Genomic DNA, 20,055 nt, shown 5'->3' with positions numbered 1-20,055 from the left:
CGATGAACTTGGCATTCTCGACGGCCATATTACGTCAACCAGTTATTTTGCCGGTAAAGATCCAGCGTTCGCCTTGTTGGGTGGAACCGTAGGTGCCTGGTCTGACACCACTCAATTGTTGCAGTTTATGAATTTTGGTGGTGGTAATGAGTTGATGGAAGAGCTGTATGCGCCCTATGGTGTTCAGTTCATCGCTGCATCAACGACAGGCCTGGAAGCTTTCGTCTCTAAAGTTCCTCTGGAAGGTGTAGACGATTTAAAAGGTCTGAAACTGCGAGCTCCTGAAGGCATGGTGCAGAAAGTCTTCGCCGCTGCAGGCGCGTCTCCGGTTAACCTGCCAGGCTCGGAAGTTTTTACCGGCTTGAGCAAAGGCGTTATCGATGCCGCTGACTACACCGTATTTTCGACAAACCATGCTCAGGGCATGCACGATGTAGCCGGACATCCGGTGTATCCAGGATTCCACTCGCTGCCATTGATTGACATTTCCATGAGTCAGAAGAAATGGGATCGACTGCCGGAAGATCTGCAGCAAATCCTGATCGTGGCTTCACGCGACTTCTCTTACAACATCACCAATGAACTGAAAATGGCCGATGCCGTTGCGGTTGCCGAAGCTCGGGCTAACCCGGACATTACCATTCACGATTGGTCTGCAGAAGAGCGCATGAAGTTCCGCGCCATCGCTAAAACAGAATGGGAAAAAGCGGCTCAGGCTTCTCCAAGTGCTCAGAAAGCGTATGACGTTCTGATCAGCTACATGGAAACAGCTGGCCTGCTGTAAGAAACTCAGGTTTCTGAGTTCGTCCATAAAAGGGGGCCGCCCGGCCCTCTGTTTCTGAAACTGCTTTGGGGATTTGATATGTCTACCCAAGATAATGACCAGCAGGAACATACTCCGAAAAATCCGCTGGATCGGGCCCTTAAGTGGCTCGGTGATGTCGCGAGTCTGTTGTTTGTTCTGACCGTTTTGATTTCGTTTTATGAAGTCATGATGCGCTACGTGTTTAACTCACCAACAATATGGGTTCACGAAACGGCATCTTTCCTGGGCGGAATGCTTTTCGTTTTAGGTGGCAGTTATGCCCTGGCCACCAATCGACATGTTCGTGTGGTGTTGCTTTATGATTCGGTCTCCGAGCATACCCGCAAAATCCTGAACTTGTTCCACCACGTCATGGGTATGGTGTTTGCCGCTCTGATGATTTATGCCTCGTATCACATGGTTCAGGCATCCTGGTTCTCACCACTGGGCGGCATTCATCTTGAATCATCCGGTTCTGCGTGGGACCCGGATTTTCCGGCCTACACCAAGCTATTCATCCTGATTATTTTTATCGTCATGTTTGTCCAGTTTCTGTTGCATCTGATACAGGAAATTATTGAGTTGAGGAGCGATCGCTAATGTTTGAATTATCTGCTTTGGGGATCGGCTGGGTCAGTTTACTGATGCTGGGTCTGATGATCGCTCTGTTATTGACGGGGATGCAGCTGGCCTTTGTTACCGGTTTGGTTGCTGTCTTTGCTGCCATTGGCTGGTTTGGTATTGATGCTTTAGGCGTTGTGTCGAGCCGGGTATTCAGTTTTGTCGGCAGTTATGTGTTTCTGGCTGTGCCTATGTTTGTGATGATGGCCGCGTTGCTGGACAGGTCGGGTATCGCAACAGATCTGTTCGATGCCATGAAAAAAGTGGGTCGTCGGTTAAACGGCGGTGTTGCTGTACAGACCTTGTTGGTGGCTGTCGTCCTGGCTTCCATGTCGGGTGTAATTGGTGGTGAAACGGTTCTGTTGGGTATTCTTGCATTACCCCAGATGCTTCGATTAGGTTACGACCGTCGCCTGGCCATTGGTACGACTGCGGCCGGTGGCGCCTTAGGCACAATGCTACCGCCGAGCATCGTCATTATTATTTACGGTTTAACAGCAAACGTCTCGATTGGCGACCTGTTTAAAGCCTCTTTTTTGCCCGCCTTCATGCTGGCCGGGTTTTACATTCTTTATGTTCTGATTGTGGCCAAGTTGCACCCTGAAAAAGCACCGATTCCATCAGCGGAAGAACTTGCGGCCGACGAAGCCAAGGACATTAATTATTTCAAAGCGCTGTTTTTTCCTTTACTGACGGTGACGTTTGTTCTCGGCAGTATTTATGGGGGGATTGCATCAGTCACCGAAGCGTCAGCACTGGGCGTCGTTGGTATTGCTGTGAGTGCGGCCATTCGCGGCGAACTGACCTGGAGTGTTGTGAAGGACAGTGCACAGGCCACCATGCGTACTTGCGGTATGATCATTTGGATTGGTATCGGCGCCACCGCTCTGGTCGGGGTTTATAACCTGATGGGCGGTATTGATTTTGTCGAGCAACTGATTCTTTCGCTCAGTAACGGAAGTGCCATTGGTACCGTATTGATCATGATGGCGATACTGCTCGTGCTGGGTATGTTCCTGGACTGGGTTGGTGTTGCTTTGCTAACGATGCCGATTTTCGTTCCGATTATTTCCGGACTGGGTCTGGATCCGATTTGGTTTGGCGTTGTCTTTACGCTGAACATGCAGGTGTCATTCCTGTCGCCGCCCTTTGGTCCTGCAGCCTTTTATTTGAAATCCGTTGCACCGAAAGATATTTCGCTGGGTGAGATTTTCATCTCCCTGGTGCCATTCATCATCCTGCAGGTTATTGCCTTGGCGTTGGTGATCACCTTCCCTGAACTTGCGCTGTGGTGGAAATAACTGCTGCCGTTGAAAGGAAGTAGGTGAGTGTGAATGACGGTGACTAGAACAGAGAATATGACATGAACTATAAAATTGTTGTCATGGGTGTGTCCGGATGCGGCAAATCATCCGTTGCTTCTAAAATCGCTGAGCGGCTGAGTATTCCGTTTGTCGATGGTGATGATTATCACTCGGAAGAAAGCATCCGGAAAATGAGCAGTGGTACTCCGCTGACCGATGAAGATCGCTTCAGTTGGCTGAACCGGCTCAACGGTATTATAAAAGAAAATGATCAGTTGGTTCTGGCTTGCTCATCATTAACGCCGACGTACCGTGACATATTGAGAAAAGGAAACCCGGAGCTGCGGTTTGTTTATCTGCAGGGAACCTTAGATGTCATCTGGCCGCGAATGAGTGAACGATCAAATCACTATTTTTCAGGTCTGGATTTACTAAAAAGCCAGTTTAAAACGCTCATTGAGCCAACAGAAGAAGAAGCCATCATCATTCCAATTGATCAACCCGTGGATGATGTGGTCATGCAGGCTGTTGAGCAATTGTCGTCGATAGAAATGTCGTAAACAGGAGCCCTATTGTGCACCCAACGATACAGCAAGTGACCGACGCGATCGCAAAGCGAAGCGCTGACACCCGGCAGACCTACCTGCAACAAATGCAGGCCCAGGAAAACCAGAAGCCCAACCGTGATGCGCTCAGTTGTGGAAATCTGGCCCATGCCGTTGCGCCTTTTGAATCGGCTGAAAAACAGCAGATTCTTGATCGGCAGCGTGCGAACGTTGCTATTGTGACGGCGTATAACGATATGCTCAGCGCGCATCAGCCTTATCAGCATTATCCGCAGATGATAAAGCAAACCCTCTTTGCGCTCGGACATTCCGCTCAGGTTGCCGGTGGCGTACCGGCCATGTGTGACGGGGTGACCCAAGGGCAGGTGGGCATGGAAATGTCGTTGTTCTCGCGCGATGTTATTGCAATGGCGACATCCGTTTCGCTCAGCCATAACATCTTCGATGGCACGCTGTTACTGGGTATCTGTGACAAGATTGCGCCGGGACAGCTGATGGGTGCACTGGCCTATGGTCACCTGCCAACCGCGTTTGTACCGTCCGGACCAATGAGCACCGGAATTTCCAACGATGAAAAAACCAAAGTCCGCCAAGCGTATGCCGCCGGTGAAGTCGGTAAGGATGCACTTCTGGCATCAGAATGCTCGGCGTACCATTCTCATGGAACCTGTACCTTCTATGGTACGGCCAACACCAATCAGTTGGTGTTTGAAGCGATGGGGTTGATGCTGCCCGGTTCTGCGTTTGTGCATCCGGACGATCCGTTAAGACGTGCGCTGACCGATGAAATCAGTCAGCACATTCCGCGGGTGTCACGTCAGGGGGATGAGTATCGCCCGCTGTACCGGACACTCGATGAAAAATCGTTGGTGAATGGCTTGGTGGCCTTGCTTTCATCAGGCGGTTCGACGAATCACACCATTCACATGATCGCCATCGCCCGGGCTGCCGGTCTGATCTTAACGTGGGAAGACATCGATGCCTTATCGGATGTGGTTCCATTGTTGGTGAACATTTATCCCAATGGCAGTGATGACATCAATGCCTTCCAGGAAAAGGGCGGTACGCCCCGACTACTTTTCCAACTGAATCGCCAGGGGTTATTACACATGGACGCCGTGCCTGTGTATGGGCAGATGATTGATTATCTGAAATCCCCGCAGTTGGATGACAATGATCAGCTTTCCTTTGTTGAGCAATCTGAGTTGCCACCGTCCAATGTTATCGCCACGTCTGAGTCGCCTTTCAGTGCCAAAGGCGGACTGAGAGTGATGACCGGATCGCTCGGGCGAGGAGTAATGAAGGTCTCTGCTGTGGCAGAGTCGGACCGGAAAATAGAAGCGCCGGCACGCGTGTTTGATCATCAGGATGACGTTGTTCAGGCCTATGAAGATGGGCTGCTTAACAGCGATGCCATCATTGTTGTTCGTTTCAATGGTCCGAGTATGAACGGTATGCCGGAACTGCATAAGCTCATGCCGATTCTGGGTAATCTGATGAAAAAAGGTCACCGGGTAGCGCTGGTGACTGACGGTCGTTTGTCCGGCGCCTCCGGTAAAGTTCCATCGGTGCTGCATGTGACGCCAGAAGCCGCCAAAGGCGGAGCTCTGGCGAAACTGAAAGACGGGGACCCGGTCGTTGTTGACGGCGAAAACGGGAGCCTGGAATGTTTAACCGATCTGAGTAGCCGTAAACCGGTTGAAACACCGAACCTGGGGTACGATCGAGGTTATGGTCGGGACTATTTTTCACTGTTCCGTCAGACGGTCGGACCTGCGGATCAGGGCGCATCAGTTTTGTTTCCGGGAGATATTAAATGACCCAACAACTCGAACGTTTATTCACCCGATCGCCGATCATTCCGGTGATGGTGATACAGGACAAAGACGACGCTATACCCTTAGCGCAGGCGTTACTCGATGGCGGTATTGACGTGTTTGAGATCACCTTGCGCACGGAAGCGGCTTTGGAGTCGATCCGGCTGATCGCGGATCACTTTCCACAGGCATGTGTGGGCGCGGGTACTGTGCTTACTGTTGCTCAGTTTGATGCCGTCGTCGAGCAGGGCGCTCAGTTTGTGATTAGTCCTGGCTTCACGACCGCGTTGTTGGCTCACGCTAGCCAAAGCGACGTGCCTCTGATACCAGGAGTGGCCACTGCCAGCGAAATGATGACTGCCCAGGATTATGGTTTTCAGTATCTGAAGTTTTTCCCTGCCGAAGCCAATGGCGGTGTAAAAGCTTTGAAAGCGTTGACGGCTCCTATTCAGGGCGTTCGGGTATGCCCGACCGGGGGCGTGACTGAAGACAATATGAACGACTATCTGGCAATACCGGGTGTGACTTGTGTTGGTGGCAGTTGGATACTGCCGGACTCGCTGATTCGTCAACGGGATTGGGCTGGGATTACAGACCTGACTCAACAAGCATTAGCCGCTGTCGAAGCACAATGAAAGTAACTCTGGTAAACTGAACGTCAGTCAGTCAGACCATGCCGGTCGGCATGGTTAACGACCTCCGTTCAGAGCGTAATGTACATGTCTGGAAACTATTGGACGTGTTGTTGTACATCGGTGCGTGAGCCGGCAATAACGATGAGGACCTGATCTGACTGTACTATCTGATTGAGGCACCTGGAGTGACTGGTAAACAAAAACAACTGCGACCCTCGCTGCAACACGTTGCAGATGAAGTTGGTACCACCAAAATGACCATCAGCCGTTATCTCAAAGATCCTGAGCTGGTGTCGGAAGCCCTTGGAAAAAAAATATCGGCGGCGCTCGATAAAGTAGGTTACATCCCGAACAAAGCGCCAGGCATTCTGTCTAAAAATCAAAGCCATTCCATTGGCGTTTTGGTTCCGTCTTTGACCAACCAGGTCTTTTCTGAAGTAATTCGTGAAATCGAGCAGGTTCTTGAACAACATGGCTATCAGCCCATGCTTGCGCACTACGGTTACAGTAAAGATCGGGAAGAGGACCGGATTACGACGCTGTTGTCGTATAACGTCGATGGCTTGATTCTGTCTGAATCTCACCATACCGAAAAAGTTCGTAAAATGATTAAGGTTGCAGGTATTCCTGTTGTTGAAATCATGGACAGCGTGTCGCCTCCGATGCAGCAAGCGATTGGTTATGACAATGCCGAAGCATCGAAAGCGATGACCCGCCGGATGATTGACAAAGGTTACCGATGCATCGTGTATCTGGCGGCTCGGATGGACGAGCGGACAAAGTTGAAAATCAGCGGCTATGAAGCCGCCATGCAGGGAGCCGATCTTGAGCCTCGCGTTTATACCACGGAAGCCGCTTCATCGTTTTCGTTAGGCGGTCAGTTGTTGAATAGCGCACGGGAGCAATACCCTCAGATGGATGGCATTATCTGTACGAATGACGATTTGGCCATCGGTGCGCTGTTTGAATGTCAGCGTCAGGGGCTGCGCGTACCTGAAGATATGGCCATTGCCGGGTTTCACAATCACAACTTTGCTAGGGAAGTCGTGCCAAGAATTGCTACGGTTGATACCCCGCGAGAAGCCGTTGGTCGCATTGCGGCGGAGCAGCTTATTGATCGATTAAACGGTAAGCGCATGAGCAAACGGATTTATTCACTGGATTTCACCGTTGTTGACGGCGAAACCATTTGAAGTTTGGTGCCTGACCTGAGCAAGGAATGAGAACACTTTCGTCATCGAGGACTGGGTTTGTTCGTCGGTCAAATGTGTTGGAACGCCCGAACCCTTAGCCATTGGGTTCGTTGTGATAGACCTTACGGAGTTTGTCATAAGCCGTTCGGGTCTGAGTTTGCGAAAAACCATCAGGCACTTCATTACGGGCAAAAAAAGCAAAGGCCAGGACACTGGCCACCCACTCATACAGTTCTGCAGGTATGGCCTGGCCGACATCCAGCTGGCTGAGAATGGCCGCTAAGTCTTCATCTTCGTAAACCGGGACGCCACAGGCTTTGGCAAGCTGGATCATTTCCTCGGCCTGCTCGTTTTTTCCTAAAGCCGATATGATGGGCGTTTTCCGGCCCTTGTATTTCAATGTGGCCGCTCGGGTAGTTTGTTCGTCCGTCATGTTTTGATGTCCACGAGATGGTGAGACGGTTCATCGTCTCGGTGATTTTGACGTCGAGACGGCATGCCATGCTTGGTCGACAGATTGCGTTCACCCAACCCTTCGGTCCACTGGTTCAGTGTGGGCAACAATTGATTCAGGTGATTCAATGTGGCGGGGTCTTCGCTCCAGAACGTCAGTTGGGTTTGGTCGGGACCCCAGTCAAGATCCGCGCACACCTGTCCCAGCGGTGTCAGAGTCAGATAGATTTTCATTCGCCAACGGCGTCGTCGCGACTCATCCTGATCTTTCTGTTTTTTGTCTTTTTTAGGGCGCTCCTGCCACCATTCGATGTCCGCCCAACTGGTGAGTCCCAGCCAGATTAATGGCAGTTGCATCTGCTGTACGGGTTGATCGGGTTGCGTTACTTGTTGCGCTGCCGTCTGAATGGCATTGTTTTGAATCCGGGCCAGTGTTGAATCCAACAGATTGCGCAGTGCCAGCAGTGGTGCATCGTTGTCAGATGCCGCGTCAGTTGAAGGGCGCGTAACCGCATCGGGCGTTGATCGGGTGAGTTCCATGTTGCGGAGAATCTCTTCGGCTTTTCCCTGCATCTGACTTTGCAGCGTTGCAGGGTGTTGCGCCACGGTTTTGTCCAGTTGCTGCAACCATAATCCCAGCTTCATTTCTATGGGCAGTTCGCCGTCTCTTCGTTGTGGTAATAACTCGAGGTTTCTCGGCAGAGGGAGTGTCTGCAGGGGGGCTCTTGATCCCGTATCGGTTGATGTTATCGGTTGTGGGACTTGTGCGATCAGTTGCAGTGCCGGTTGATGGTCTGCTGATCGAACTGGGGTTAACGCAAAATGAACCGGTACGGGGGTTACTGAAGTCGCTGGTGTCCCCGTGCTGACCGAACCGGTTGGCGCTTGTGTGGATAGGTTCGACGGTTGGTTTTGCGTCGTGGGCGTTGCCGTGGTCGTGGCCGTACTGAGTAGTGACGGCCAGGCGAGCGTAGCGCGAATGGGTGTGACGCTGTCATGGAACACGACCGGCGATACCGGTTGCGTCAACGGTGCCGTAGTTAATGTGAAAACCCGACCTGCAAAAGTGAGCACAGACGGGTTAGATGTTCGGTCAGTTTGGGCAGTTGCCGGTGCTAAACCATTCGGCGGTAATGGATTGATGTTGACGCGCGTACCGATCGGATAATTGAGGGCAGGGTGTTGAGCCGCAATTGGTGATGGCAGTGGCAGCACACGTGAAACATCGGCCGTGGGTGTCGTCCTTTGTCTGGCCGAAGTCTCCTGCGTAGAAGGCGTAAGTTGCCAGTTTCTCAGGTGGCTTAGCGGGCTGGTTTCCCGAAACCAACGCTGCATTTCACGGCCTGTAATGGTTTCCGGGCGTTGCGTCAGCCATTCCGTCAAGGGCTTCAGCTCCGGCCATTGATTGCCTATTCGGGTTAAGGCGGCCGCTTCAGGTGTTGGCGGGAAGCTTCGCTGGTCGGCCTTTGGCAACAAGTGCGCTCGCCAGAAGTCGAGCTCCAGTTGAATCATCTGGGTCAACTGTGCACGACTGGGTCGTTCAATTGGACGATAAACGCCCTGATCATCCAGTTCCAAAAGCAATGAGGTGCCGGGCGCGATCCGGGTATCGCTCTGCAACCGAATTGGCGGCTCACTTTTGGGATCATTCTGCAACAACAGTTCAAACAGACCACTTCGGCTGCCTTCAATGAGCGGCTTGGTCTGTAAAACCACGGTGATCAGCGTTTGTGGCGTGGCTACCTCTTTCGGGGTAGCCGGGGTGATCTGAGTGTCCCGGGCCTGACTTCCGCGATGCACTTTCTGACTGGCAACGGTAGTATCACTGGGAAGTCGTATGCCTTCGTTTGCCATGGTGGACACGCTCATTGGTAACTGGTCGTTTTCTGATCATAACCCGTTATCGGCGGGCCTGTGAAATAGTTGAGTTTGCGAGGCTTTCGCAGGTAAGGTTCAGGCTTTGGTAAAGGTTACGGAAGCATGACTTTCGGTCGTTATAATGGCCGCGGTTTTATTCTGGGTAGGTATATGCAAGGCATAGTTCAAGCAGATAAGTTATATTGCGAACGTGACGATCGGGTGTTGTTTGAACAGCTTAGCTTTGCGGTCGAATCGGGCGAGATTCTGCACATCAAAGGTCCGAATGGTGCGGGCAAAACGACATTGTTGCGACGAATTGTCGGCTTGAGCTGGGTGGTCGATGGGACCATAACCTGGGGGGCTGATTTCAGCGCGGACGGTCAGCAGCCGGACGGTCAACGTTTCTGGTACTTGGCTCATCGACCCGCCGTGACCTTGCAGTTGACTCCATTGGAAAACCTGGCGTTTTCGGTGGCACTGCATAACGCCGATGTCGATGAATCATTGCTTTGGCAGGCCTTGGATACGGTTGGATTGCGCGGTTATGAAGATGTTCCCAGCGGCAGCCTGTCGGCAGGGCAACAACGGCGGGTCGCGCTGTCGAAGTTGTACCTGGATTTACCGGATGTGCGGCTCTGGGTGCTCGATGAGCCTTTTACGGCTTTGGATGTGAGCGCTGTTGCGCAACTGGAAAAACGAATCGAAGCTTTTGCCGATACCGGTGGCAGCGTCATCATGACCAGCCATCACGGTTTGAATCATACCGCAGTTCGAGAATTGCAGATCGGAGTCAGACCATGAACGTTGTATTGCGGCAGATGCTGGCACGGGAGCTGACCCTGGCCAACCGTCGACGGTCGGACCTGGCGAATCCCTTGTTTTTCTTTCTGATTGTTGTGTCTTTGTTTCCCATAGGCGTAACGCCGGATTTACAGAAACTGTCAGAAATGGCCGCAGGAGTCCTGTGGGTCGCTGCTCTGTTAGCGGCGTTGCTGTCGTTGGACCTTCTGTTTCGGCACGATTTCGAGGACGGTTCACTCGAACAAATGCTGCTGTCATCGGTTCCGGCTCAATTACTGGTGCTATGCAAAACCCTCAGTCATTGGTTGGTAACTGGTTTGCCGTTAACGCTGATGTCCCCGGTGTTGTCTGTCATGCTGGCCTTACCGGTAAGCGCGATACCGTTACTGATGCTGACATTGGCCATTGGAACATTGACGCTTAGCTTATTAGGTGGAATCGGTGCGGCACTGACGGTTGGTCTGCGAAAAGGCGGCCTCCTCTTGACCATACTCATTATGCCGTTATTTGTTCCTGTCATTATTTTCGGGACGTCCGCCGTTCAGTCGTTCGCGAATGGGATGCCGTGGACCGCTCAGTTAGCTCTGTTAGGCGCGTTTGGTGCTGGTGCGTTCGCCGTTTCGCCTTGGCTGACAGTGGCGGCGCTTAGAGTGACGGTAGGTGACTGACGTCAATTGAACAGAAAATGACTGTTTGCGGGATGTAAAAAGGGTTTTCGCAAACCGTCTAAAAAATCAGAATAACATCGTTTTTGAGGAGAGATGTCCCAATGTGGCAAGCCTTTGTGCGCTGGTTCCATAAATGGAGCTCACCAAAGTGGTTTTATGAAATGTCCCGACCCTGGAGCTTCTGGCTGGGGTGGTTGGCATTGATTTGTATTGCGACGGCCCTTGTCTGGGGACTGGCGTTTTCGCCGGTTGAGCGTCTGCAAGGCAATAGCTATCGCATCATCTTTCTGCATGTGCCTTCTGCCTTCCTGTCTCAAGCCATCTACATGACCATAGCCGTCGCCGGCGCTATCGGTTTGGTCTGGCGGATCAAACTGGCTTTTTACGCGGCCAAGCAATGCATTCCGATTGGTATGAGCATGGCCATATTGGCTCTGGCAACGGGTGCCATCTGGGGGAAACCTACCTGGGGAGCCTGGTGGGTATGGGACGCACGCTTAACCTCAATGTTGATACTGCTGCTGTTATATCTGGGTCTGTGGGCATTGCACAATGCTATGGAACGAGCTGAGAGCGGGGATCGGGCTGCGGCTATTCTGGCCTTGGTCGGCGTGGTCAACATTCCCATTATTAAGTTTTCCGTAAACTGGTGGAATACCTTGCATCAACCGGCGACGCTGAAGGTGACGGAAGCGGCTCCGATGCACATGTCTATGTTAATTCCGCTGTTGTTATCCATTTTCGGTTTTTATCTGGCGTTTCTAGCCTGGATGTTAATGCGAACCCGGTTGGAGATTCTCGATCGAGAGAAGAAAGCTCGCTGGGCACAACAAGAAATTCGGAACCTGGAGGCGCAGTAATGGCATTTGCAACCGTAGGTGACTTTATGGCGATGGGTGGACACGGACTCTATGTCTGGTCGGCCTATGCGATTGGCTTGGCAGTGATAACCTTTAATGTTGTAAGCCCGGGACGGCTTAAGAAAAAACTCATAACAGAACAAAAACGACGTGAGCGTCGGGGCGAGATATGAATCCAAAACGAAAACAACGACTCCTTCTAATATTACTGGGCGTTTCGGCCGTTGGCGTGGCGGCAGCGCTGGTGCTGTTCGCATTGCGCCAGAATGTGAATTTTTTCTTCACCCCTTCAGAGATCTCCAGTGGTGTTGCACCGACGGAACAGGTCATTCGTGCGGGTGGTATGGTCCGTGAGGGCTCGGTTAAGCGTGAAGATGGTTCGCTGCGAGTGCACTTTAACGTGACTGATTTCGCCGCGGACGTCGCCGTTATGTACGATGGCATCCTTCCGGATCTGTTCCGAGAAGGTGATGGTGTTGTGGTTATCGGTAAGCTGGATGAAACCGGATTGCTGACGGCTGATACAGTCTTAGCCAAGCACGATGAGACTTACATGCCACCGGAAGTGACCCACGCCCTGGAACAGGCGGGTCACCCCGACACCACTAACTGATCAGAGGTTCTCATGTTACCGGAATTCGGACAATTCTCCCTGATTCTGGCCTGGCTGTTCGCCGGGCTTCTTGCTGTATTGCCTCTGGCCGGCGTCGTTCGAAAACACGATGCATTGCAGCGTACAGCACCGGCTTTGTCATGGGGGATGTTTTTTTTCATGGCCGTGGCTTTTGTCATCCTGGTGCAGTCATTCATTAATGATGACTTCTCGGTGGCCATTGTCAGTCAGAACTCCAACAGCGCCTTGCCGTGGTTCTATAAGTTCTCGGCAACCTGGGGTAACCACGAAGGTTCGATGCTGCTATGGGTGCTGATGCTGGGTGGCTGGACCGTTGCCGTGACCATTTTTGCGCGCACGCTGACCTTAGAGCTGAAAAGTGCAGTGCTGGGTGTATTGGGTATTGTGGCTTTCGCGTTCTTGATGTTTTTGCTGTTTACGTCGAACCCGTTTGAGCGAATCTTGCCGGTTCCTCCTGCAGACGGTTCGGACCTGAACCCTTTGCTTCAGGATATCGGGCTGATCCTCCATCCGCCGACGCTCTACATGGGGTATGTTGGCTTTTCGGTGGCGTTCGCATTTGCCATTGCGGCACTGATTACCGGACGATTTGATGCGACCTGGGTCCGCTGGTCACGTCCCTGGACTAACGTTGCCTGGGCATTTCTGACCATCGGTATTGCACTGGGCAGCTGGTGGGCCTATTACGAACTGGGCTGGGGCGGCTGGTGGTTCTGGGATCCAGTTGAAAATGCCTCGTTTATGCCCTGGTTGGTCGGAACAGCGCTGATTCACTCTCAGGCCGTCACGGAAAAACGCAATCTGTTCAAGAGTTGGTCCGTATTATTGGCGATATTTACCTTCTCGTTCAGTTTGCTGGGGACGTTCCTGGTTCGATCCGGGGTGTTGACCAGTGTGCATGCCTTTGCAACCGATCCGGATCGTGGTTTGTTTATTCTGGGCATTCTGATGCTGACCATTGGCGGCAGTTTGGTGCTCTATGCGTTGAACGCCCACAAAATCAAAACCAGCGGCCAGTTTGAACTGGTGTCACGTGAATCCTTCCTGTTGATGAACAACCTGTTACTGGTGGTCATTACCTTTGCCGTGTTGTTTGGCACCTTGCTGCCACTGCTGGCAGACGCTTTTGGCTGGCGCAAACTCTCTGTTGGCGCGCCGTTCTTTAACTTAGTCTTTAATCTCATCATGGTGGTGTTGTTGTGCCTGCTTGGTTTGGGTCAGATGTTGCGCTGGAAGCGACATTCGCTGCATGGCTGGACCGGTTATCTGCTGGCAGCGGCTGCGGCGGCCATTGTTATCGCTTTACTGTTGCCGTTAACCGTCAGCGGAACGCTGCACTGGCAGGTATGGCTGGGTATGGCTCTGGTTTTCTGGGTCGGTATCGGCTTGGTCCGGATGCTCATTGACCGGACGCGGAACGCGACCAACAAGTGGCGCGCTCTGGCCAAAGCCGGTGTTGGGTTCTGGGGCATGTGGCTGGCACACCTTGGCATTGTTGTATCGACCACGGGTGTCGTGCTGGTATCTAACTTTGACCTTGAACGCGATTTCCGGCTGGAGGCAGGCGATTCGGTTGAAATGAGCAATTACCGCTTTGACTTTGACAGTGTGGAACGCGTGAATGGCCCTAACTATTCATCCGATATGGGCGTGATCTCAGTCTTCCGTAATGATCGTCAAATCGCACAGCTTGAACCGGAGAAGCGATTTTATCCCGTTCAGGGGAGTGTGATGACGGAAGCGGGTATCGATTCTGGTCTGACCCGGGATCTGTACGCGTCTTTGGCTGAGCCTCTGGATGAAGCCCGACAGGTCTGGTCAGTGAGGTTGCAGGTAAAACCTTTTGTGACCTGGATCTGGTACGGTGCCGTGCTGATGGCCATTGGTGGCACGCTGAGTATTACTGACAAGCGTTATCGATTGCGTCGACGGGGAGTGCAGGCATGAATAAGAAACTGATTTTTGCGATTCCTTTGGTCGTCGTCGCCGCCATGTTCGGCGTGTTCGGGTACGCCCTGGTCAGTGGTGTCGATCCCAAGTCGGTTCCTTCAGCGCTGACCGGAGAGCCGCTGCCGGATTTCAAACTGAGTGAACTGCAGGATGAAAAAGCGTTTCTGTCCCGTGATGACATCACCGGTGAACCGATGTTGGTTAATATCTGGGCAACCTGGTGTGGATCCTGTAAATACGAGCATCCGGTGCTGAACGCACTGGCTGCATCCGGCGTTCGGATCATCGGTATTAATTATAAAGATGATCGGGCACTGGCGCTGAAATGGCTGGATGAGTACGCCGACCCTTATGAGGTGGACGTTTACGATCCAAACGGAGATCTGGGGTTCGATCTGGGCGTGACCGGTGCACCGGAAACCTTTTTTGTGGACTCCGAAGGCAACGTGCAGTATCGCTTTCAGGGCCCGATTACCGATCAACTCTGGCAGGACAAGTTAAAGGCGATTTACGATGAAATGGTGTAATCGAACCGCAGCGACACTGTCATTTCTGGTATTGCTGTTCGGCAGTCTTGCGTTTGCGGCCAGCGAAGTTCTGACCTTTGACAACGATGAACTGCGCGAGCGCTACGCTGAGCTAACGTTCCAGTTTCGGTGTCCGAAATGTCAGAACCAAAACGTAGCCGATTCCAATGCGCCGATTTCGGTCGATATCCGGCAAAAAACCTACGAAATGCTGCATCAGGGGTATTCCGATCAGGACATTGTCGACTTTATGGTCGATCGATACACCGAGTTTGTGATCTATAAACCGCAGATGTCTGTGGTCACCATCTGGCTCTGGGTGGTACCGGCCGTTGTTCTGCTCAGTGGGTTGATACTGTTAATACGCATGACCCGATCCAGATCCAGTGAAACCGTCGACGAACTGACGGACGACGACCGCGATCGGCTCAAAACCTTATTGGAGGACAAATCCTGATGTTAGGCTTTTTGATCTGGGTATGTCCCATTCTTATTTTTATTCTGTTTGCTTTTCGGCAGCGCAGTCAGGCTGGCGTAGAACTGGACTCGTCTCAACAGGCTGTTGAGATCCATAAAGAGCGTTTGGCCGCGTTGAAGGCACGGCACGATGCCGGTGAAATCGACGATGAAGAGTATCAGTCTTTTCGGTTGGAAGAAGAAAAAGCCTTGTTGGCAGATACCGAAGTTGTATCCCGGCAGACAAACCAGAGCCTGACCCTGTCTTGGGTGTGGGTGCTGGTTGCGACGGTCATAATGATGGCGGCGGCCTGGGTGGCTTATGACCATCTGGGCGCCCGAGATGCCGTGGCCGTGCGCGAAGAGTTCCGGGCTTTATCGATGAACGCGGATCTGAAGCCTGAAGAGATTGAAGCCGCACTCGACAGTTATGAGGCGTTACTGCAATCCGAGCCTGATAATATCGAGGGCTGGTTTCGGTTATCCCGTATGCAGATGGACATGCAACGGCACGAGTCGGCCATCCGAAGCCTTCAGCATGTTCTGGAACAGCTCAGGTTGGTTGAGCACAATGCGGATGATGAGGCCGCCGTCCTGCGTTATCTGGGCCAGTCACAGGCCACCATTGGTCAGACAGAAGCCGCGCTGGCGTCTTATGAGTCGTCTCTGGAGTATGGGATCAGCAACAATGCATTGGGTATGGCCGGGCGTTTGAGTTACGACCTTGGGCTTTATCAGAAGGCGATCGATTATTGGACTCGTTTAACCCTGAACAGTCCACAAATCGACGTTTCAATCATTGATGACTTTATTGATGATGCGAAGAACCGGCTCGCGGAGCAGGGCATCGACTACGAAGCCGAGCAACCGGCCCGGATCATTGTCCAGGTCGAGCTGCCAGCGGCCTGGGAAGGGTTGTCAGATCAGGCCGCACTCTTTGTTTATGCTCGCCCTGTCGGTCAACGGATGCCGTTAGCGGTTAAACGCCTGCGGGTGAACGCTGGTCAAATGGCCGTGATTCTGAGCGATGCGGATGCGATGGGGCCAATGGGCGGTATTTCCGAGCAAGACGAAGTGGAAGTGACGGCGCGGATTTCATTGACCGGTCTGGCCAATACCCAGCCAGGCGACTGGACAGGAACGGCTGAGATTGTGGATATGTCCGAGTCCTCACCGCAGGTCACTATTCAGGTTCAACAGCCGTGATGGTTGTCTGATCGTCGATGGCGTTGGCGGATCTTCCGCCTTCGCCATTCATTCTGACAAACGCATCACGGTTTTCCAGATTTCTTTAAGTTATTGAATATTCAATAAAAATGCGTGTCTGACGGAGGTTTCCCCGAGCCTCGATTGACGCTAGAATCGAGGCTTTAAAGCCGTGCAGAAACCGATTCCATGCGTCTGAAAAGTATTAAACTGGCTGGATTCAAATCTTTCGTCGATCCGACCAAGATCCCCTTTCCTACGAATCTGTCCGCCATTGTCGGTCCGAACGGCTGTGGAAAATCCAATACCATTGACGCGGTGCGATGGGTCATGGGGGAGTCCTCTGCGAAACATCTGCGTGGCGAATCGAAAACCGACGTTATTTTTAATGGCAGTAACTCCCGTAAACCGGTCAGCCAATGTAGCGTTGAACTGGTGTTCGATAACTCTGATCATACATTGCGTGGTGAGTTTGCGGCTTACAACGAAATCTCTATTCGCCGCAAGGTGACCCGTGATGGCGACTCCACCTATTATCTGAATGGCACCAAATGCCGCCGAAAAGACGTGACTGACCTGTTCCTCGGAACCGGCCTCGGTCCTCGCTCTTATGCCATTATCGAGCAGGGTATGATTTCACGGCTGATTGAGTCCAAGCCGGAAGAACTGAGGGTTTATATCGAAGAGGCGGCCGGTATTTCCCGCTATAAAGAGCGTCGTCGTGAAACCGAAAACCGGATGCGCCGAACGCGGGAGAATCTGGAACGATTAACGGACCTGCGCGAAGAGCTGGACAGACAGCTGCAACATTTGCATCGACAGGCGCAGTCCGCGGAAAAGTATAAACAGTTCAAACAGGAAGAGCGTCAGACCAAAGCGCAGTTGTCGGCGCTGAAATGGCAACGCCTGAACCAAGAAGTCAGTGGGCAAGAGCTGAAAATTTCAGAGCTGGAAACGCGTTATGAGTCGTTCGTGACCCAGCAACGTTCCATCGATACCGAAGTCGAGATGCTACGGGAACAGCATCATGATGCTACTGATGCCTTTAACCGAGTGCAGGAACAGTATTATCAACTGGGCAATGAAATCGCCCGGTTTGAGCAGACTATGCAACACAGGCAAGAGCAATCTGCCCAGTTGCTTCAGGATATCCAAGATGCCGAACGGCAATTAATGGAAGCCGCCTCAGAAGCCGAGACCGATACCGATCGTATGGAAGAAAAGCGTGAGACGCTTGAAATCATGGGTCCGGAAGTGGAAATGGCTGCTGAGAAAGCAGAAGAAGTCGCTGACAAGCTTTCCGAACTGGAACAACGTCAGCAGCAGTGGCAGAGCAAGTGGGATGCGTTTAACCAAAATGCACAGGGGCCTAAACGACAAGCCGAAGTTGCGCAATCGCGTATTCAGCATGTGGAACGAGTGGTTGAACAGCTTCATCGGCGTCAGGAAACGCTGCATCGTGAGCGCCAGGCCATTGCTGACAATCCGGAGTCCGAAACGCTGGCAAGGCTCATCGAAGACTCCGACCTGCTGGAAGGCAAAGGTGAAGAACTTCAGGGTCGGTTAGAAGATCTCACAGAGCGCATGCAGCAACAACGGGAACAGGTAGACACCAAGCGAACCCGATTGGAGCAGGCGCGACAGGAACTGCAGCAGAAGACCGCACGCCAAAGTACCGTTGAAGCGCTGTTGAAAGCAACGCTGGGGGATGAGTCCGAAGGCGTGCAGAACTGGCTGGCCAGCCATCAAATGCGTGAAGCCAAGCGTTTGGCCGAAGACCTTCATGTCGAGGCAGGCTGGGAATCGGCTGTGGAGACCGTGTTAGGTGACGCGCTGCAGGCCGTGCGGGTTGACAGTGTTTCCGGAATGAGCGAGTCCATTGCCCGCTTTAAAGATGGCACGCTGACGTTGATCAGTCAGCAGGCATCCGCACCGGTGGCTACCGCAGGCACGCTGTTGGACAAGGTCACCAGTGAGGTCGCGTTGGACCATTGGCTGGGCACAGTGAAAACCGTCGATAATCTGGATGCAGCACTGGCACTGCAACCACAGTTGGCGGCGCATGAATCCTGCATTACCCCGGATGGCATCTGGGTCGGCCCGAATTGGCTTCGGGTGCGCCGTGGTGAAGACAACCAGCACGGTCTGCTGAGCCTGCAGCAGGAACGCGAAGAGCTGGCCGACATCATTGATGAACTCGAAGTCACCGAAGAAGACTTAGCCGTCAGTCTCGATGTGGCACAGATGCAACTGAAGTCCGTTGAAGAAGAACGTGAGCAGTTGCAGCAGGAGAATCAACAACTCAATCGGGAGTTGGCGGAAGTCAAAGCGGAGTTGAGTGGTAAGCGTGTGCAGGCCGAGGAGCTGAAAGCCCGTAGTGTACGTCTGGATCAGGACATTGAAGAAGTTGAAAGCCAGATGCAGGAAGAGCGTGAGGCACTGGCGATGACCCGTGAAGAGCTGCAGACGGCTCTCGACTCGATGGAAGAAGACGTTGATGAACGAGAAGCCCTGCTTGGTGAGCGGGAAGAACTGCGCATTGAAATTGATGATCAGCGTGACCGTTTGAAACAGGCAAGAGATCAACACCATCAATTGCAGTTAAAGCGACAGCAGTTGCAGGCGGAGGTCGACTCTTTTCAAACCGCATTGGAGCGCGCGCAAAGTCAGAAAGCCCGCAGTGAAGGGCGTTTAGCCAAGCTTAAAGAGCAGCTGGCCGAGCGCGATGATCCGCAGGACGATGTACAGATGGAGCTGGAAGAGCGATTAGAGCGTCGTCTGGAAATTGAAGAAACTCTGGCAGAAAAACGAGCTCTGGTTGAGAGTGCCGATGCGAAAATGCGCGAGTTTGACAAAGAACGTCATGCTCTCGAACAGCAATTACAGGCGGTACGCTCAGAGTTGGAGCAGCACCGAATGTCGGCGCAGGCCATTCTGACCCGTCGAACGACACTTCAGGAACAGTTGGCCGAACAACAGTTTGATTTAGACACCGTTCTGGCCAATCTGCCCGAAGAAGCCAATGAGACCGAATGGGAAGCTGCATTGGAGCGCTTGGCGGCCAGAATTCAGCGACTTGGTCCGATCAACCTCGCTGCCATTGAAGAGTACCAGACTCAGAGCGAGCGAAAGCGCTATCTGGATGAACAGGACACCGATCTGCAGAAGGCTCTGGAAGTCCTGGAAAATGCTATACGCAAGATTGACAAGGAGACCCGTACCCGATTCAAAGAAACCTTTGATAGAGTGAATGCGGGTCTGGCCGAACTGTTTCCGAAAGTATTCGGCGGCGGGCATGCGTATCTGGAGCTAACCAGCGATGACCTGCTGGATACCGGTGTCGCCATTATGGCGCGACCGCCTGGTAAGAAGAACAGTACCATTCATCTGCTGTCTGGTGGTGAAAAGGCGTTAACCGCCATTGCGTTGGTCTTCTCGATCTTCCGGTTGAATCCGGCACCGTTCTGTATGCTGGACGAAGTTGATGCACCATTGGATGATGCGAACGTGGGGCGATATGCCAAGCTGGTTGAGGCGATGTCAGAACACGTACAGTTCATTTATATCACGCATAACAAAGGTGCGATGGAAATGGCACATCAGTTAATGGGTGTGACCATGAACGAACCTGGCGTTTCCCGATTGGTAACCGTCAATGTTGAGGAAGCTGCCGAACTGGCTGCAATGTAAGACAGGGTG

At 52.5% G+C, this 20,055-nt stretch carries 19 protein-coding genes; 17 read left to right on the top strand and 2 right to left on the bottom strand.

Going from position 1 to position 20,055, the window contains the following annotated elements; translation table 11 throughout:
• The 7 genes from dctP to gntR form a co-directional block, all read left to right on the top strand.
• On the top strand, positions 1 to 784 hold a 784-nt coding region (gene dctP, locus MED297_RS08455; RefSeq protein WP_008044058.1), incomplete at its 5' end, for a TRAP transporter substrate-binding protein DctP.
• Positions 785 to 862: 78 nt separating this feature from the next.
• Positions 863 to 1,405 carry a TRAP transporter small permease subunit gene (locus tag MED297_RS08450; RefSeq protein WP_008044057.1) on the top strand — a complete coding sequence of 181 codons (543 nt, stop codon included), beginning with the start codon at positions 863 to 865 and terminating at the stop codon, positions 1,403 to 1,405.
• Entirely contained in the window at positions 1,405 to 2,727 is a 1,323-nt protein-coding gene (locus tag MED297_RS08445; protein WP_008044056.1) for a TRAP transporter large permease, read from the top strand. The genes MED297_RS08450 and MED297_RS08445 overlap by 1 nt, the downstream gene beginning before the upstream one ends.
• Before the next feature lie 62 nt (positions 2,728 to 2,789).
• The gene (locus tag MED297_RS08440) at positions 2,790 to 3,290 is read left to right on the top strand and encodes a gluconokinase (protein ID WP_008044055.1); all 501 of its coding nucleotides are present in this window, start codon (positions 2,790 to 2,792) and stop codon (positions 3,288 to 3,290) included.
• Between the two features lie 14 nt (positions 3,291 to 3,304).
• The gene (gene edd / locus MED297_RS08435; protein WP_008044053.1) at positions 3,305 to 5,116 is read left to right on the top strand and encodes a phosphogluconate dehydratase; all 1,812 of its coding nucleotides are present in this window, start codon (positions 3,305 to 3,307) and stop codon (positions 5,114 to 5,116) included.
• Positions 5,113 to 5,748 carry a bifunctional 4-hydroxy-2-oxoglutarate aldolase/2-dehydro-3-deoxy-phosphogluconate aldolase gene (locus MED297_RS08430; protein WP_008044051.1) on the top strand — a complete coding sequence of 212 codons (636 nt, stop codon included), beginning with the start codon at positions 5,113 to 5,115 and terminating at the stop codon, positions 5,746 to 5,748. Before edd ends, MED297_RS08430 begins: the two co-directional genes overlap by 4 nt.
• Before the next feature lie 185 nt (positions 5,749 to 5,933).
• Entirely contained in the window at positions 5,934 to 6,941 is a 1,008-nt protein-coding gene (gene gntR, locus MED297_RS08425) for a gluconate operon transcriptional repressor GntR (protein ID WP_008044050.1), read from the top strand.
• A gap of 94 nt (positions 6,942 to 7,035) precedes the next feature.
• Here the strand turns inward: gntR and MED297_RS08420 are convergent, their stop codons facing one another.
• Complete coding sequence (locus tag MED297_RS08420; RefSeq protein ID WP_008044049.1) at positions 7,036 to 7,374, bottom strand: EscU/YscU/HrcU family type III secretion system export apparatus switch protein; 339 nt, start codon at positions 7,372 to 7,374, stop codon at positions 7,036 to 7,038.
• Entirely contained in the window at positions 7,371 to 9,263 is a 1,893-nt protein-coding gene (gene fliK, locus MED297_RS08415) for a flagellar hook-length control protein FliK (RefSeq protein WP_008044048.1), read from the bottom strand. Before fliK ends, MED297_RS08420 begins: the two co-directional genes overlap by 4 nt.
• Before the next feature lie 159 nt (positions 9,264 to 9,422).
• Here fliK and ccmA point away from each other — a divergent pair, with 159 nt between their 5' ends.
• The 10 genes from ccmA to smc all read left to right on the top strand — a co-directional run bounded on the left by ccmA (position 9,423) and on the right by smc (position 20,046).
• Complete coding sequence (ccmA, locus tag MED297_RS08410) at positions 9,423 to 10,055, top strand: cytochrome c biogenesis heme-transporting ATPase CcmA (protein WP_050762890.1); 633 nt, start codon at positions 9,423 to 9,425, stop codon at positions 10,053 to 10,055.
• Positions 10,052 to 10,723, top strand: coding sequence for a heme exporter protein CcmB (gene ccmB / locus MED297_RS08405; RefSeq protein WP_008044046.1), 672 nt, complete (start codon positions 10,052 to 10,054; stop codon positions 10,721 to 10,723). Before ccmA ends, ccmB begins: the two co-directional genes overlap by 4 nt.
• A 101-nt stretch (positions 10,724 to 10,824) precedes the next feature.
• Positions 10,825 to 11,583, top strand: a complete 759-nt coding sequence (gene ccmC / locus MED297_RS08400; protein WP_008044044.1) for a heme ABC transporter permease CcmC — start codon at positions 10,825 to 10,827, stop codon at positions 11,581 to 11,583.
• A complete protein-coding gene (gene ccmD, locus MED297_RS08395; protein ID WP_008044042.1) occupies positions 11,583 to 11,756 on the top strand; it encodes a heme exporter protein CcmD in 174 nt (57 codons plus the stop codon). Before ccmC ends, ccmD begins: the two co-directional genes overlap by 1 nt.
• A complete protein-coding gene (gene ccmE, locus MED297_RS08390) occupies positions 11,753 to 12,196 on the top strand; it encodes a cytochrome c maturation protein CcmE (protein WP_008044032.1) in 444 nt (147 codons plus the stop codon). The genes ccmD and ccmE overlap by 4 nt, the downstream gene beginning before the upstream one ends.
• A gap of 12 nt (positions 12,197 to 12,208) precedes the next feature.
• The gene (locus MED297_RS08385; protein WP_008044028.1) at positions 12,209 to 14,164 is read left to right on the top strand and encodes a heme lyase CcmF/NrfE family subunit; all 1,956 of its coding nucleotides are present in this window, start codon (positions 12,209 to 12,211) and stop codon (positions 14,162 to 14,164) included.
• Positions 14,161 to 14,694 carry a DsbE family thiol:disulfide interchange protein gene (locus MED297_RS08380; RefSeq protein WP_008044027.1) on the top strand — a complete coding sequence of 178 codons (534 nt, stop codon included), beginning with the start codon at positions 14,161 to 14,163 and terminating at the stop codon, positions 14,692 to 14,694. Before MED297_RS08385 ends, MED297_RS08380 begins: the two co-directional genes overlap by 4 nt.
• Entirely contained in the window at positions 14,681 to 15,151 is a 471-nt protein-coding gene (locus MED297_RS08375) for a cytochrome c-type biogenesis protein (RefSeq protein ID WP_008044026.1), read from the top strand. The genes MED297_RS08380 and MED297_RS08375 overlap by 14 nt, the downstream gene beginning before the upstream one ends.
• Entirely contained in the window at positions 15,151 to 16,356 is a 1,206-nt protein-coding gene (gene ccmI / locus MED297_RS08370) for a c-type cytochrome biogenesis protein CcmI (RefSeq protein WP_008044025.1), read from the top strand. Before MED297_RS08375 ends, ccmI begins: the two co-directional genes overlap by 1 nt.
• Before the next feature lie 189 nt (positions 16,357 to 16,545).
• Complete coding sequence (gene smc, locus MED297_RS08365) at positions 16,546 to 20,046, top strand: chromosome segregation protein SMC (protein ID WP_008044024.1); 3,501 nt, start codon at positions 16,546 to 16,548, stop codon at positions 20,044 to 20,046.
• Positions 20,047 to 20,055: the final 9 nt, after the last annotated feature.

This window comes from Reinekea blandensis MED297 (assembly GCF_000153185.1).
In the GTDB taxonomy this organism is placed as follows: Bacteria; Pseudomonadota; Gammaproteobacteria; order Pseudomonadales; family Natronospirillaceae; genus Reinekea; species Reinekea blandensis.
Note: the sequence above shows the minus strand (reverse complement) of the source record. Positions and strands in the feature narration are given on the sequence as shown.